A 15326-nucleotide genomic window follows, 5' to 3' on the forward strand; every position below is an offset into this window, starting at 1 on the left:
GGCGCTATGTTCTTGTTGTGCAGTTCTCGTTCTAGTCCTTGCCCGGTCCCGGAAGCAACTCGCCGGTCCTGCCCATCAGACGGTAAGCCACCAGGCCGATCCACTCGCGCACCGCGACTTCGGTTCGGCCCAGTCCGTCCGCGCCCATGTTGGTGAAGGAAAACAGATCGTCACGCCCGCCCATCCGCCAGTCCACCGGATAGGCCTCGACGTCGAATCCGGCCTTGCGGAAGATTCCCATCGAGCGCGGCATGTGGAAGGCCGACGTCACCAGCAGCCAGCGCTCGCCCGGCTTCGGCGTCACCAGCTGTTTCGTGAAGAGCGCGTTCTCCCAGGTGTTGCGCGAATTGCGCTCCAGGATCAGGCGGTCCTTCGATATGCCGAGATTCTCCAGGATCGGCGCGGAATAGTCGGCCTCTTTCGCCTCGGTCGAAACCAGGTTCGCGCTGCCGCCGGTAAAGACGATGCGCGCATTCGGATAGCGGCGCGCGAGCTCGGCCGGCGCAAACAGACGATCGGCGGCGTGCGCGACCACGGGGGTGCGATGCGCCGCCGACAGATCGGTGTCGACCGAGCCGCCGAGCACGATGATGCCGTCGGGCGCGCCGCGCGAGGCGTCCCACGCCGGAAAGCGCGATTCGAGCGGATAGATCAGAAGATTGCCGAGCGGCGAGAACGCCGCCACCGCCAGCAACACCAGCGTGGTCACGGCAAGCTTGCGGCCAAGCGCGGCAAAGCGCGTCGCCATCAGCACCAGCGACAGGATACCGAGCTCGACCAGAAGGTTGATCGGCAGCAGCGCGGTGCCGAGGGTCTTGGACAGAACGAAAAACAGGGGAGCCTCGCTGGAATGATCTTGCCGGTCCGCGCAGGGCTTGACCTACCCGACGATCTTCAGAAAGCTTCTTGAAAGAGGATCGATCGCCGGGTCAAGCCCGGCCTGATGAAAGCGACCGGACCCGGCAAATGACCCATCACCACCTGCATTCCAACCCCAAAACCTGTCATTGGGGCTTCTTCGAAGCCGCGCTCGAGCCTGTCCTCACCGTCAAAAGCGGCGACGAGGTGACGGTCGACACCATCAGCGGCGGCCCGGACATGCTGCCCGACCGCGACAAGTTTCACATTCCCCCCGAGATGTTCGAGGTTCACGCCAATAACGAACGCATGCTGCCGGGGCACATCCTCACCGGGCCGATCGCGGTGGAAGGCGCCGAGCCCGGCGACGTGCTCGCAGTCGAGATCCTCGACGTCCAGCTCCGGCAGGATTGGGGCTGGAACATGATCAAGCCGCTGTCCGGCACCCTGCCCGACGATTTCCACGAGACCCGTATCCTGAACATTCCGCTGGACCGGACGCGGATGGTCGGCCGCATGCCATGGGGCTTCGATCTCGCGCTCAAACCGTTCTTCGGCGTGATGGGCGTGTCGCCGCCGCCGGCCTGGGGCCGCATCTCCTCGCTGATCCCGCGCGCCATGGGCGGCAATCTCGACAACAAGGAGCTCGGCGCCGGCGCGACGCTCTATCTGCCGGTGTTCGTGCCAGGCGCGATGTTCTCCTGCGGCGACGGCCACGGCGTGCAGGGCGACGGCGAGGTCTGCGTCACCGCGATCGAGACCGCGCTGCAGGGGCGCTTCCGCCTGACGCTGCGCAAGGACCTGACCTTCGACTATCCCCGCGCCGAAACGGCCACGCATTACATGACCATGGCGATGGATCCCGACCTCGACCAGTGCGTGGTGCGCGCGCTGCGGGACATGATCGCTCTGCTCGGCGAGACGCGAAACCTGTCGCGCGAGGACGCCTACATGCTGTGCAGCCTGGCCGCCGACCTCAGGGTGACCCAGACCGTCAACGGCGCCAAGGGCATCCATTGCATGATCGAAAAGGCGATCGTGCACGGCTGAGCCGGCCCGCACCTCCCGACCTGTCGACGCCACGCCGCCGCCCGATGTCTCGCGCGGCGCGCCCAACCACGCCAAAAATCTCCAGCGATTTCAACGAGCTGACACACCGGTCTTGCCCGGATTTGACTCTCACCCCTGAACCTAAATAGAGTCTTAATCGTTACTTTTATGTACCCGAGTATGAGGCTAGCGTTCGGCCATGGCCACCGAAAAAGCCGAGACTGACCGTATTCCCGTAACCTTGGCGCTCTCGACCATCACCTATCTGGAGAAGCTGGTGAGACAGGGCACCCACGGCACCAGCGTTCCCGGCGTCGCACGTACTCTGATCGAGGAAGGCATCCGTCTCGCCATCAAGGACGGGCTTCTGTCGATTCGCGACAATGGCAGGACGTGAGCGCGCGCCGGACGTGAACGGACGGATCTCGGAAGGCGGATGGCCACATCTGCAACCTGGGACCGTGACACATGCCTGTTCTTTCGCCCACCTGGACCGACGAACGAATTGAACTTCTGAAGCAGCACTTCGAGGCCGGCCTCTCGTGCCGCGAGATCGCCGCCGACATCGGAGTCAGCCGCAATGCCGTGATCGGCAAGCTGTCCCGCCTCAATCTCACGCGCGGCCGCACCATCGACGACCGCAAGGTTCAGGACCGGCCGGCGCGGGCGCCGAGAACCGTGCCGCGGCTGCAATACGAGATGCTCGCCACGATCTATGGCGACACCGACGCGCCGGTCGTGGCCGGGCCGATCGACGAGGCCAATCGCTGCTCGCTGCTGGAGCTCTCGGAGAACCGCTGCCGCTGGCCGATCTCGACGCCGGGCGCCGAGGATTTCTGCTTCTGCGGCAATTCCGCGCCGGACAGCCAGCCCTATTGCAGCGGCCACAGCCGCCTCGCCTACCGGCCGAACGGACGGGCCCGCGTGATGCGCGGCTGATATTTCGCTCGAGACGCTTTGAAACAGCACCCCAAAAACGAAAAACCTCCGGCGGGGCATCACCGGAGGTTTCTGGAGGCTTAGCATGAAGCTAAGAGCCGCAACTTTCGTATTGGCTGAGCGATATATAGCTGATTAACTCAGGTAAGTAAATAAGTTTGCAGGTGATCGAATCGCATGGCTCGTCTTCGCCGCCCGCAACCGCCACCGCCACCGGATTTTCCGAATGCCACATTGGAAGAAGGCCCCGGCGGTGTCCCGCCGGGGCCTGGTCGTCGTCAGATCACATCACCAGTTGCGCTGGGCGCGCAGCAGCAGGGTGAAGCTGTCCTGATCCTTCAACTCGTAGACGGCTGCAGGCTTGGCAGTGGTCGCGCTTCCAGCGTAAGCAACCGTGCCGGAATACTTCTGGTCGATCCTGGTCCAGTTGAAGTCACCCGAGAACGTCAGGTTCTTGACCGGAGTCCAGCGGGTGATGAAGCCCACCTGAGCGATGTCGAAGTCCGGATTGCAAGTGCCGGTCAGAGCCAGAGCGGCCATGCCTGCGCTGCCGCAGATCAGACCCTTCGCAGTGCCGCTGTAACGGACGGCACCGTACGCACCGTAGAGAGCCGAGTTCCAGTACGCATTCCAATTGTGGGTGAACGCACCGCGCATGCCGAAAGTCTTGGTGAGTTCGAGGCCCGTGCCGGCCCCGAACACGGCGTCGGACACACCAGCGAAGCCGACGCTCTGGTAAGCGCCATTGCCGCTGCCACTGAACATGGAGTAGCTCGTCGTCGCCAGGCTCTGGAAGTTGTAGCGGCTCGCACCCTCGGTGTAGACGCCCTGGATGTTGAGCACGTCACCCGCGCCTGTCGGGATGTTCTTGATCGACAAGGCCAGCGCAGCAGCCCAACCCCACTTGTCCGACGCTGCTCCGGTAGTTTCGCTGGCGCCATAGTAACCGGCGTGGTTGTCGTGCGCCGCAACCGACGCCTGGAACAGGCCCCACGCCTGGTCGACACGCACCATGCCGATGATGTCGGGCGACCGCGTACCGCCGATGTCGTTCAGACCGTAAGCACCACCGACGATGCCGCTAGCGGTCGCGCCCGTGGTGTTCCAGATGTTCGTCTGGCCGTAGGCAACCTGGTCCTGCGCCGAGATAGCCGCCGTGATACCCTGACCGAAGTCAGCGGTATAGGTGAACTGGTTGACACCCGTAACCGTGCCGCCGCCACCGACGAGACCGTCGAAGTTGTTGCCGGGATAGTTGGTCCAAGGTGCGTCGAACTGCGACACCGCCTTACCCATCGTGAATCCGGCGAACTGGATGAAAGCGAAGTAGACGCCAAGCGCACCGCCGGAGACCGAGCCCGAACCGCTCGTTCCTGCCGGGGCCGAATCATAGGCGGTGGCGCCTCCGGTAGCACCCGTGCCTGCACCGGCATAGCTTCCCGACGTCCAGGTGAATGTCGCATCGAAGAAGGTGCGGACCACGCCATACTCGGTCGCGGTGCGCGTATCGATGTTGAGATCTTGACGAGAACGCATGCTGTAGTAGTTGCTCAGACGGTCGTGCGCACCTGCGACACCGCTGAACTGGCCATTGTAGTGACCGCCCGAGTTGAGCGCGACTTCGGCACGCAGATAACCGCCCAGCTTGATGCAGGTGTCGGTGCCCGGGATGTAGTAGAAACCCGCTCCGTACAGCGAGCAGATCTTCACGTACTCGATCGCCTTGGCCTTGACCGGAAGATCGGCCGCCTGGGCTCCACCGACGGCGATCAGACCCGCCGCAGTGCCGAGCAAAAGGCTCTTCACCACTTTCATATAAAACCTCCAAGTTGTCCATTTTGCGGAGACTGGACCGTGAGGCCCCCCAGATCCCCGTCTCTTCAAATCCGCTCGGCCGCTTTGCGCTTTCGGACACTCCCGCTTGAACGCGAGGGACGTGAGCGAACCACCTGCAACGGGACGATCGAGTACCCCCCACCGTCAGAAGCAATATGCCTGCGCCGTTCCGCCGATCAAAATACTTTATTTAGTCAGCTTTCTGTTTCACCTAAACCTGTGCCCCACAGGCAACACCCAGGGTGAGCCAATCTGTTGAGCCGATCATCTTTGTAATCCTACTGACACAATTAGCCTGCTCTGCACTTGCGTCAGAGCAGGCTTGCGTGGACTATGGCCGTCGATGAACAACCGGCCTAAACGATCGGTTCACGGGAGTGACGCTGTGTCCGCGACGAGGAAAGAAGGAGCGCGCCTGCGCTCGATCGGCAACCTGGATATCATCAGGCGCTTCACCTGGGAGATCTCGTCGATCAACATGTATCTGGAAGAGCTGCGTCAGTTCTGGGCGAAGACGCTGGGCATCAGCGGCCCGCAATGGCTGATCCTGATGGCCATCTCCGACCTCGACAAGGACGACGGCATTCCGGTCAACGTCGTCTCCAAGCTGCTCCACGTCGATCCATCCTTCGTCACCACCCAGTCCAAGCTGCTCGAGAAGAAGGGCCTGCTCCGCCGTCGTCCCTCCCCGACCGACGCCCGCGTGGTGCGGCTGTCGCTCGCCGACAAGACCCAGAAGCACATCGCGAGCCTCAACGAGCAGTACAAGACGATCCGCGAATTCGTCTTCCAGGGGTTCGATGAGGACGAATTGACGGAATTCACCGGCAAGCTCGCGACGCTGAAGAATCGCCTGCAGAAAGCCTGCGTCCGGATCTCGATCGACTTCTGAAGGCTTGGTGCGGCGGTCAAATCCGCCGCGTGGCGGCGCCGAGCCGCGATTCGAGCCAGTCGAAGATATATTCGTTGGCAAGGCTCGGATTGTCCGCATGGGCCTGGGCCGCGCCGGTCTCGGCCGAAGTGAACACCTTCAACATGACATCCGAGCTGCCGAGCCGGGAGCTCTCGACGATCTGGCGCGCCCGGTCGGCCTTGAGCCAGCCGTCTTCGCCGAGCGTGATCAGCACCGGACAGTCGGCGCTGGAGGCCATCAGCGGCGCGTGCGGCACCGGCACGATGGTGACGTCGCTCATCGCGAAACGGCTGGCAAAGAACGCCCGCTCGTGCAGGTCCCACAGGCCGCCATCGCAGACGGCGGCGGCAAGCCGCGGCTCCTGCAACACCGCGCGCGCCACGAAGGACGAGCCCCAGCCGTCGGCGATGATCCCGACCCGGGCGAAATCGATGTCGCCGCGCGTCTCCAGATAGTCCATGACGCAGGGAATCGCGCTTTCGAGATCCCCCCGCCGCAACAGCTCGTCGATGATGTCGTCGCGCTGGTCGCCGAGCAGGTCGAGCGCCAGCATCGAGAATCCGCGCTCGCGCGCATGCGGCACGAGCTTGTGCAGGAATTCCTCCTTGCGGTGGCCGGGCTCTCCGATGCAGATCACGGTCGGAGCCCGCCCGCTTCCCGACGGCGCCGGAAGGAAGTAGCCCTGCAGCGCATGTCCGTCGAGCCAGGGGATCGTCACGACCTCGCCCGCCGGGCTGCGCGCCGAAAGGTAGCGGCGCGCGCATTCCTGCATCGCGAGCACCGCAACCCAGCGGCGCTCGTCGTCCGGCTCGAGCGGCATCGCCGCCGCACCATAATAGTTCATGGCGCGCAGCCAGTTGCGCTGCGCGGTCGCCATGTGGCCTTCCGCGAACGCTGCCTCGGCGCGATGCCGATTGGCCTGCGCCAGCTTCTTCCACTCGCGATGCCAGGACCGGTCGTCGCCCCGCTTCAGCTGCCGCGCGATCATCAGGCATTCAGCGATCGTGGCGCCGCCCTCCTGGGCCGCGGTCAGGAGCCGCGTGAATTCAGCGGAAATGTCCTCCCGCTCCGGGCAGAGGATCCAGTCGTCGGAGAGGCATGCGGGTATCATCGGAGCTACGCTCTATCATCGCGTTACCCTTGATTGAGTAAACCAATTCAGTGCACCGACCAAGCAGCCGTGCACTGAATGAGAGCCGTTCGAGATCACCATCGCTTGAACGAACCCGGTCCGCTCGCATGCGTGACATTCCAATTCGTCATGAGGCGATCACAATTGGCAGGAGGTGGCACCTGCAAATACCTGCACGCCTCTTGCCATGATGATGATCATACCTATATCCGCCCGCCTTGGAGGCGATCTCACCCGAGCCGCCAGCCGACCTCCTGGGTAAAGCTTTCGTAAAAGGCGCGGTCGTAAGCCTGCTCCGGCGTGGCGCGGACGCGTTCGTCGAGGCGCCTGGCGTCCTCGCCGACGAGGATGCGCCAGCGCTCCGCCTTGACCCCGTCGAGAATGATCTTCGCGGCCTGTGCAGCCGTGGTCGGCGCATCCTCGAGGAAGCTGCGGGCGCGCTCGGCGAACACCGCCTGGATGTCGTCGTCCGACATCTTGTCGGCATCCGGCACGCCGGCCGCGACCATGCGCTTGCGGGTCAGCGCGACCTCGTCCGCGTTGAGCCGCTCCGAGCCGTCGGCGCTCTGCACCTTGCGCGAATTGGAGACGATCGAGGTGCCGATATGGCCCGGCATCACCACCGAGCATTTGACATGCGGCGCGTGCAGGCGGAGGTCGTTGATCAGCGCTTCGGTAAATCCCTTCACGGCGAACTTGGCCGAGCTGTAGGCGGTGTGTGCCTGCCCCATGCCGATCGAGGCCCAGAAGCCGTTGACGCTCGCGGTGTTGACGATATGGGCCTCGTCGGCGGCCACCAGCATCGGCAGGAAGGTGCGCACGCCGAGATAAACGCCGCCCCAGCAGATGTTGAAGGTGCGCTCCCACTGCTCGCGCGTGTTCGTGAACAGGCTGCCGCCGCCGCCGATGCCGGCATTGTTGAACAGCAAATGGATCCTGTCCGTCTTCTGCTGCTCGGCGAGCTCGTCGCGGAAGCGCTTCAGATGATCCTCGATCGAGACGTCGGCAACATGCGTCGTGACGCGCAGGCCTTGCGGCAGCTTCTCGACCTCGCAGAGCCGCTTGGTCTCGGCCATCGCGGCCTCCGAGACGTCGCACATCGCGACATTGCAGCCCTCGGCGACGAGCTGCCGTGCGAGCTCGCGCCCCATTCCCGTGCCGCCGCCGGTGATGACGGCGATCTTTCCTGCGAAATCCTTCATGGGACTTTCGGCCCCTCCCCTTGTCGGTCTGTTTCTTCGTCGCAGTGCCGCTGACCGGCCGCGCGCGCGAAATGTAGCAGCGCCGCATCGGCAAATGAAAGCGGCGCGGCGAAGCGATCTTCGGCATCAATTATTTCGGCGCGCGGACTATCGGCCGCGCCGGTGCGATCACCACACGGTCCGTGCGTGTGAGGCAGCCCCACCCGCAGCACATCCTTCGAGACGCCCGCCGTTGGCGGGCCCTCAGGATGAGGGCGGAGTATATGGAGGCAGTTGCAACGAGGGCCGTGCCCTTTAGCCTCATCCTGAGGAGACCGCGCAGCGGTCGTCTCGAAGGACGAGGCGCTTGCTCCGTTGTCGCTGGGAAGCACATGCGCTGGCCCACCGTGCGCGAAGCACCAGCCGAAGGCGCTGGCGCCACAACCGGAGCTTTACTGGCCCGATTCCCGTATTTGTCCGGCTTCGGTTTATGGGAAATTTTTTTATAATCCGAATCGCCAAATGGACTCCGGACGCTGGGTCGATTCGGCCAGGCCAGCGTGTGGCTTGCGTGTCACAGGCTCTGGCACTCCGCTTGCATCTTCTTCGTGGTCTGAAACTACCGATGAGGTGACAGGAATGTTCGTGACCGTCGTTGCCGTGCTCTGCCGGCTGAGTGCAGCCAGTTCAGGCAGTTGCATCGAGGAAATCGTGACCGACAGCAACATGACGCCCGAGATATCGATGATGCAGTGTGCGATCGGCGCACAGGCGCCGTTGGCGAAATGGATGGGCGAGCATCCGATCTATCACGCCAATTGGCGCCTGGATCGGTACAAATGCGTGCCCGGCCATTACGAGATCAAGGGCCACGCCTAAGGCCCCGCAAAACTACTGACCAGAACACGACCAACCGAGGAAACGCCCACCGGGCCAGGTCCGATGACACAGCGCGCGCGTTTTGCTCGGAACTGAGATTTCCTACCAGTTACCCTGGAAAACTCCGGACGCCGTTTGGTCTCCGTGCGCTCGAAGTCATGCATGCATGGTACCGCGGCTCACGGCGGGTCGCTTGACTCAGGTCAATATCCTGCTGACCTGAGTGCGCCAACATTGTCGTATTGACCGTATCAAACTGAACTCGCGGCTGGCCATTTGATCCTTCTCAAACGAGGCTCTCGGCCCGGCATCTGGCGTGAGCGACCTCGGCGGCTTCTCCGTGCTGGGGCGCGGACATCGATCGTGAATCGTTTGCACGACGGAAAGCAGAATGAAGCTCGGGCTTGCGCCGCCACCACCTCAACGTGATTTGCGTCTCGACCTGTTTCGCGGCCTCGCCAACTGGGCGATGTTTCTCGGCCATGTCCCCGGCACGGTGCTGGTGTGGTGTTCATTCCGGAATTATGGATTCAGCGACGGGGCCGATCTGTTCGTGTTCATCTCCGGCTACACCTCGGCGCTCGTATATACGCGAAAGATGGAGCGGGGCTTTGTGTTCGGAGCCAGCAGGCTATTGAGGCGCGTTTGGCAAATCTACACGGCGCATATCCTGCTATTCATGATCTACCTGGCTTTCATCCATTTCCTGTCGGAAAGGTTCAACGCGCCTGATCTGGTCGATCTGTTCAACGCCGCACCGGTCACCAGCGCGCCGATCGAGATGATGACGCAGGGGCTTTTGCTGAGATACAAGCCTCTGAATTTGGACGTGCTGCCGCTCTACGTCGTTTTGATGGGCCTGTTTCCTCCGATCCTCTGGTTGATGTTGAGATTTCCCGATGCCGTCATGATCGGGTCGGTGCTGCTTTATCTGGCTGCGCGGCGATTCCATTGGAACCTGCCTTCCTATCCATCGGGAAGCTGGTACTTCAATCCGCTGGCGTGGCAGCTTCTGTTTGTCACGGGCGCATGGCTCGCGTTGACGGGTGCGGGGCGTCTGCATTTCCTGCTGCGGTCCAGGCTCGTGCTGGTTGTTGCGATTGCCTATCTGATCTTTGCGGCGCTCATGACGTTGGCTGCTCACCAGCCTCAGCTCCGGGCCTTGTTTGCGCCTGCCTTGTTCGAGCTTTTCAATCCCAACGACAAGACCAACCTGGCGCCCTACCGCTATCTTCATTTGATGGTGCTGATCATCCTTGGTGCCCGGTTCATACCGATCGATGCGCCCGGGCTGCGAGCCACCATCTGGCGACCCCTGGTAAAGTGCGGCCAGCAGTCTCTGGAAGTGTTTTGTGTGGGCATTCTCCTGGCCTTCATCGGGTACTTCATCCTGCAGTTGGCAGGGAACGGCATCCTCGCCCAACTGCTCGTCGGAGCCGCGGGGATCGCGATCATGACGGCGGTTGCCTACTACAGATCCTGGTCAAAGCGAGTGGAGAAATCTTCACATGAGAGTCCGGTAGACGGAAAGAAGGCGCCGGAAAGCACCGGCGCCCTCGAGCATCTTGTGCTGCGCGGCGCCGGAAGCGCGGCGCAGGTCCCTCGCGGGATGGATGCGCGGCAGCCGCCTTAACAGAGGTTTGACCAACCGCACCGACGTCGACAAAGAGCCTCGACCAGGTCGCCCCCGGTCCGCAGCTCCCAAGAAATTCGGTTCGTGGTCAGAGCCGGCGCCTTTGTCGCCCAGATGAGCGGGGGCGAACCACGAGGGCCATGCGTTGGGACGCACCTATCTCGAAAGCCGCCGCAAGCAGATGCGCAAGATCGACCCCGCGCTCGCCGCGTTCATGAAGGCGCACCTCGACAGGCTCAAAGAAACAAAGGCCGGCGCGCTGGTGATGCTGACGCCGACCGGGAAGGCCTATACGAAGCGCTATTTCAACGAGCCCTGGCGCGAGGACTGCAACAAGCTCGACGCGATTAATGCCGACGCCGAAGCCCATGGCAAAAACGTCGAATATGTCAAAACGGCAGACCTAAATTTTCACGACAACCGGGGCACCGCCGCGACGTTACTCGCCGAAGCTGGCGCGACGGCGCCTGAGATCGCCGAAGCGCTATGTTGGAGCGTTGACAAGGCGCAGAAGGTGATTGACCTGTACCTCGCCCGTCGCGGCGTGCTCGCCGCCAGTGCGATCAGAAAGCTCGAAGACTATCGGGACAGAACGACACCCTCGTAAAACCTGGGTGCGATCGACCTTCAAAGAATTCCAAGAACTTTTGGAAACAGTGGGTACATCTCACGTTGTTGAGCGAACAACCTGAGGAGGAAACCATGCGTCGAATCGCATTTGCAACCGTCGTTCTTGCAGCCAGCTTGATGCCAGCGGTGGCTCAACAGACCTCGCCAAACATGCAGAACGAAGCCGACAAAGGCATTAAGACTCACAACTCCGGTGCATCGGGTTACGTGGGCGAACAGGACCGGCCAGGTTCCGCAGCGCAAGTGCCGGGCAGCAGCTCGGGTCGCGCTGATTCAACGACGACAGCACCTGGCGCTCAAAATTCTGGAACAGGGATTGCCGGAGCACCGGGTGGCAAAAACGGGCCTTCCTCGCAAGGTACCGTCGGTCAGAACACATCGACCCAGCAGCAGGACTCATCGGGTGTCAAAGGACTGCCGGGTAACAAGAGCGGCCCGCCCGCGAAGCGTTGATGTGATGGCTCGCTGCAAGCGTGATCGCCAGGCGTCTAACGCATGCCGGGCGCAAAGCGCAGTCCGGGAAGTCTGGAGTCCGTTAAGGGCTGTTATCGGACTCCAGGAGTGCCGGGCGGAGCTGCCTCGATCGGCCTAACCTGAGCGAACGAACTTTTTGAGGCCTAAGACCTCTTTAAATCCAGAGTGAACTCGGAATTGAGCAGCGTTCTCATTAAAGGCGCTCCTCTGATCCTTATACTTCCAAATATATTCCGCGCCTCCACCTCCGCCGCCAGGAGAGTAAAAGCCTATCAGCGAAAAGTCATATAGCTGCTTCATGGCTAGCTCGGGTCTATCGTCACCCGTCAGCAGAGACTTTCTTCGTTCCCACGCCGTAAGGAAGTCGTCCTTCGTAAATTGCAACGCTTCTAGGTTTTTGAGGACCTCAACGTAGAATTCATAGTTGGGAATCTGTTTGTGGATTTCGTCCTCGAGCTCCCGATACAAATAGTCTGAGTAATGACCCTGTGCTTCCAAAATGTGTGGGTTGTCGAACTTTGCACTCGTTGACGGAAGGGCTTTGAAGGCATCAAGGGCCTCGTTGCAAAACTTGATCATGTCGCGAGGGCGAAGAAAAGTTCGATCCCGCATATAATGATACTTTGATTGTCTACCGGTCATCTGGTGATCTTCATCGAACACCTCGTCCCAACGGATGGGCTCCTCCGATTTTGCCGCCGCTTTGAACCGCTTCTCCATCAAGCTCTTCAGCGTTCGATGGTTGGGGCCATGGTCCCAATGGACAGATGCTGAAAAGTTTTCGGTTATCTTGTTCTTGTCTTCGAAGCGGAGAAATCTATAGATATCGTCACGGAGGAATATGCCTACCGTAAGATTCTTGCCCATCTCCTTTGCGAGGACGTTTAATTCCTTTGCAGCCAGAAGCAATCCGATCAAGCGGAGCGAATATTGTCGTTCGGTGGTCGAAAAACCGAGGTCGAGTTGATCGAACAGTACATAGTAGCGATTGTCCGGGTTCAGACATTCGATTACAGACTTTCGCAGATTCAGGTTCACCTCCTGAGCGATCGACGGCAGGTTGGCCATTTCAACCGTATCGATCTTCGCCGAGGCCTTAAATATTTTCCAGTCGACGCCAACATCTCCCGAAAAGCGCAGTCGGTGTGCTGGAGAAAATATCTGTGTTACGTCCGGGTCTTTCGAACCGTAGGTGTCAAGCACGAAGCGTTCAATCCGCTCCAGGTGAGGAAGTGTCTCGTCGCTGAAGGGCTGCGAGTTATCCTGATTGAGGAGGATTTTCGAAAGCGATATGAGGCACAGGTAATTCCAGCTTTGCACGTAGCATTGCTCTTCGGGAACGCCGACCTTTTTTTGCTTGTCGTGATGATGCCAAGGGTAGTCAGAAAATGTGTGCCCGAATGAAAAGACGTTCGGCACTCGATCTTTGAGAATCTTTTTGAAGATCGCGGTTTTGCCGCTGCCTTTGCGTCCAAGGATACAAAATTTCTCGTGGTTGAGGACCTGCAAATAAGCGGGGTGGTCTTCGAAGGATTGAAGGAGCAGAGAATCTTCGTCGGCATCGGTGCCTCCGAAATTTGATATTTTTCTTAGATCAATCGGCATTTGGCGCCCTCACGAAGTCGTCTGAAAAACGCAGTAAGCAAAATAGCAGTGCGACGGAAAGGCTGGAGTCCGCTAAGGGCTCTTATCGGACTCCAGAGCGTAGCGCGGAGAGAGCGACAGTTGCTCGCTCAGGGCGAAATCCCAATTGACGATCATTGATCATCATCATCACGATCGGACTTGGGCGCCGGACGAGATGGAGCGGGGTCATCGCGCTCGTGCTGACACGTGTAGTCCGCTTGTTTGCAGACTGAGTCTCTAGCTCTTGCTATTGGTCTGCACTTGGCAGGGTTGAACTGACATTGTTCGACCTCGCGTTGAGCGTCCTCGCAAACTGCGATCGCCCGGATACAATCGGCCTGGACCGGGCTGCCCAACACCATGATGATTGCGCCTGGAATGCTAATGCTCTTGATCATTTCAACGCCTCCTGCTGGCTCGATCTTCGAGATCGCGTTCGAGATCATCCCATCTGTAGCAGGACAGAGCTTCCCCCTCACAAGACCGCGTTAGGTTGGAGTAGTGGCTATCGCAGGCTGCCGTACAGGAATTGAAGTCCTCGAGCGAACACTTGTTTAGGCATCGATCGAGATAACTATCGGCACTGGCCCGGCAGATCTGTTCTTGCCTTTCGCACTGCCTCGCCGACACCTGGAACGGAGCGGAAATTGCGCCGCCTGCGAGAATTGCAATGACCATAAAAATTGACGGCTTGGCCATTTGGCCTCCCAAATCTTGAACGTCTACTAATGATCGAGATCAAGAACTTGGCAGCCCGAGATTGTAAAGCCCCCCTAAAGCATATGCGCGGGTCCTCCCCAGGGGGAAAGCAAAACCGGTGGCCCGGCCCAAACCATCGTTAGCCGCGGGCAGCAAATCTGATGCAGCGACCCGACTTGAAACAATCCCAGAACGGAAATTGTAAACCGCATGTAAACAGGCGGCCCGGCGTAAACCGGCCGCACCGAAACCATATTGAAATTATTGGATAAAATGGTCGGAGCGAGAGGATTTGAACCTCCGACCCCTAGTCTCCCAGACTAGTGCGCTAACCGGGCTGCGCCACGCTCCGAACGTCGTTCCATTAGCTAGGATCGGCGCGATGCGCAAGGCGAGGCCGCAGCATTTTGCCGTCCCCGCCCACAGTCGCCGGAACTGCCCGCAAAGCCGAGGAAAAGGCCCCTCACCCGTCCTTCAGCGCCTGGTCCAGCATTTCGCGGCAGGCGACGAGGTCGGCGAGGACGCGCCCTAACCGTTCCCGGTCCAGCGCACTGGGGCCGGCCGGGGCCGCGGCAGTCGTGCCGCCCTTGCGGAAGGTGGTGAGGATGTCCTCGTCGTCGACCTCGCTGAAGCGGAAGTCGATGCCTTCCTCCTCGTCACCCTGGTAGTCGTCCTCGTCGCTGTCGGTGACGCCCTTGATCGGCGCCTCCTCGTCCTCGGGCTCCATCAGGCTGGCGCCGATGGCGTCCTCGATGGCCCCGAACGAGACCGCGGCCGCGCTGTCGGCGAGACCCTGCACCGATTTGACGCCGTGCTCCTTCAGGATCCGCTGCACGCCGCGGATGGTGTAGCCCTCGCCGTAGAGCAGCCGGCGGATGCCCTTGAGCAGGTCGACGTCGTCGGGGCGGTAATAGCGGCGGCCGCCGCTGCGCTTCATCGGCTTGATCTGGGAGAACCGGGTCTCCCAGAACCGCAGCACGTGCTGCGGGATGTCGAGCTCCTGCGCTACTTCGCTGATGGTTCGGAACGCATCCGGCGCCTTGTCCAAATGCCAACTCCTCTGCGCGGGGCGACTTACGCCTCGGGTTGAACCTTGCTGCCGTCGCCGTTGGTACGGTGCTGCGCGTTGATGCGCTGCTTCAGGATCGCCGACGGCTTGAACACCATGACCCGGCGCGGCGAGATCGGCACCTCGGTGCCGGTCTTCGGGTTGCGACCGATGCGCTGGCCCTTCTTGCGGACCATGAAGGACCCGAACGAAGACAGCTTCACCGTCTCGCCCTTTTCCAGGCAGTCGGTGATCTCCTTCAACACGAGTTCCACGAAGGCGGACGATTCCGTGCGCGACAGGCCCACCTTCTGGTAGACGGCCTCGCACAGATCGACACGCGTTACGGTTTTACTTTGATCGGTCATCGCCCTGCCCCACATCACGGCGAACAATTGTTGTCTGAAATTATGAGCTTACGTTACGGC

Annotated in this window: 15 protein-coding genes and 1 tRNA gene; 8 read left to right on the top strand and 8 right to left on the bottom strand. The window is 60.9% G+C overall.

The window, feature by feature from the left end; all coding sequences use genetic code 11:
• Positions 1-31: 31 nt before the first annotated feature.
• Positions 32-748 carry a YdcF family protein gene (locus tag IVB24_RS24520; protein WP_247769328.1) on the bottom strand — a complete coding sequence of 239 codons (717 nt, stop codon included), beginning with the start codon at positions 746-748 and terminating at the stop codon, positions 32-34.
• 218 nt (positions 749-966) lie between these two features.
• On the opposite strand from IVB24_RS24520, the gene IVB24_RS24525 reads away from it, so the two are divergent.
• The 3 genes from IVB24_RS24525 (at position 967) to IVB24_RS24535 (ending at position 2847) form a co-directional block, all read left to right on the top strand.
• Positions 967-1908 (top strand): acetamidase/formamidase family protein, encoded by a 942-nt coding sequence (locus IVB24_RS24525; RefSeq protein ID WP_247769330.1) that lies wholly within the window; start codon positions 967-969, stop codon positions 1906-1908.
• A 199-nt stretch (positions 1909-2107) separates the two neighbouring features.
• Positions 2108-2305 carry a hypothetical protein gene (locus tag IVB24_RS24530; RefSeq protein ID WP_007603456.1) on the top strand — a complete coding sequence of 66 codons (198 nt, stop codon included), beginning with the start codon at positions 2108-2110 and terminating at the stop codon, positions 2303-2305.
• A gap of 71 nt (positions 2306-2376) precedes the next feature.
• A complete protein-coding gene (locus IVB24_RS24535) occupies positions 2377-2847 on the top strand; it encodes a GcrA family cell cycle regulator (protein ID WP_094977614.1) in 471 nt (156 codons plus the stop codon).
• 288 nt (positions 2848-3135) lie between these two features.
• On the opposite strand, the gene IVB24_RS24540 is transcribed toward IVB24_RS24535, so the two are convergent.
• Entirely contained in the window at positions 3136-4662 is a 1527-nt protein-coding gene (locus IVB24_RS24540; protein WP_247769332.1) for a porin, read from the bottom strand.
• 406 nt (positions 4663-5068) lie between these two features.
• On the opposite strand from IVB24_RS24540, the gene IVB24_RS24545 reads away from it, so the two are divergent.
• Complete coding sequence (locus IVB24_RS24545) at positions 5069-5575, top strand: MarR family transcriptional regulator (protein ID WP_162308587.1); 507 nt, start codon at positions 5069-5071, stop codon at positions 5573-5575.
• Between the two features lie 16 nt (positions 5576-5591).
• Here the strand turns inward: IVB24_RS24545 and IVB24_RS24550 are convergent, their stop codons facing one another.
• Both IVB24_RS24550 and IVB24_RS24555 read right to left on the bottom strand, forming a co-directional pair.
• On the bottom strand, positions 5592-6707 hold the full coding sequence (locus tag IVB24_RS24550; RefSeq protein WP_247769336.1) for an alpha/beta hydrolase: 1116 nt from the start codon (positions 6705-6707) through the stop codon (positions 5592-5594).
• 251 nt (positions 6708-6958) lie between these two features.
• Positions 6959-7930, bottom strand: a complete 972-nt coding sequence (locus IVB24_RS24555) for an SDR family NAD(P)-dependent oxidoreductase (RefSeq protein ID WP_166475275.1) — start codon at positions 7928-7930, stop codon at positions 6959-6961.
• A gap of 618 nt (positions 7931-8548) precedes the next feature.
• Here IVB24_RS24555 and IVB24_RS24560 point away from each other — a divergent pair.
• The 4 genes from IVB24_RS24560 to IVB24_RS24575 all read left to right on the top strand — a co-directional run bounded on the left by IVB24_RS24560 (position 8549) and on the right by IVB24_RS24575 (position 11504).
• Complete coding sequence (locus IVB24_RS24560) at positions 8549-8788, top strand: hypothetical protein (RefSeq protein ID WP_094891819.1); 240 nt, start codon at positions 8549-8551, stop codon at positions 8786-8788.
• 391 nt (positions 8789-9179) lie between these two features.
• A complete protein-coding gene (locus tag IVB24_RS24565; protein WP_247769337.1) occupies positions 9180-10421 on the top strand; it encodes an OpgC domain-containing protein in 1242 nt (413 codons plus the stop codon).
• A gap of 145 nt (positions 10422-10566) precedes the next feature.
• Positions 10567-11028: a hypothetical protein gene (locus IVB24_RS24570; RefSeq protein WP_247769339.1), complete on the top strand. Its 462-nt coding sequence runs from the start codon at positions 10567-10569 to the stop codon at positions 11026-11028.
• A 266-nt stretch (positions 11029-11294) separates the two neighbouring features.
• Positions 11295-11504 (top strand): hypothetical protein, encoded by a 210-nt coding sequence (locus IVB24_RS24575; protein WP_247774164.1) that lies wholly within the window; start codon positions 11295-11297, stop codon positions 11502-11504.
• A 135-nt stretch (positions 11505-11639) separates the two neighbouring features.
• Here the strand turns inward: IVB24_RS24575 and IVB24_RS24580 are convergent, their stop codons facing one another.
• From IVB24_RS24580 to IVB24_RS24595, 4 genes are all read right to left on the bottom strand, one after another.
• Positions 11640-13130 carry a hypothetical protein gene (locus IVB24_RS24580; RefSeq protein ID WP_247769340.1) on the bottom strand — a complete coding sequence of 497 codons (1491 nt, stop codon included), beginning with the start codon at positions 13128-13130 and terminating at the stop codon, positions 11640-11642.
• A 994-nt stretch (positions 13131-14124) separates the two neighbouring features.
• Positions 14125-14202 (bottom strand) — tRNA-Pro (locus IVB24_RS24585).
• Between the two features lie 111 nt (positions 14203-14313).
• Positions 14314-14898, bottom strand: a complete 585-nt coding sequence (locus IVB24_RS24590) for a MerR family transcriptional regulator (protein ID WP_247769341.1) — start codon at positions 14896-14898, stop codon at positions 14314-14316.
• A 26-nt stretch (positions 14899-14924) separates the two neighbouring features.
• Positions 14925-15266, bottom strand: coding sequence for an integration host factor subunit alpha (locus IVB24_RS24595; protein ID WP_026311906.1), 342 nt, complete (start codon positions 15264-15266; stop codon positions 14925-14927).
• Positions 15267-15326: the final 60 nt, after the last annotated feature.

Origin of the sequence: Bradyrhizobium sp. 192 (assembly GCF_023100965.1) — a bacterium.
GTDB classification, from domain to species: Bacteria; Pseudomonadota; Alphaproteobacteria; order Rhizobiales; family Xanthobacteraceae; genus Bradyrhizobium; species Bradyrhizobium symbiodeficiens.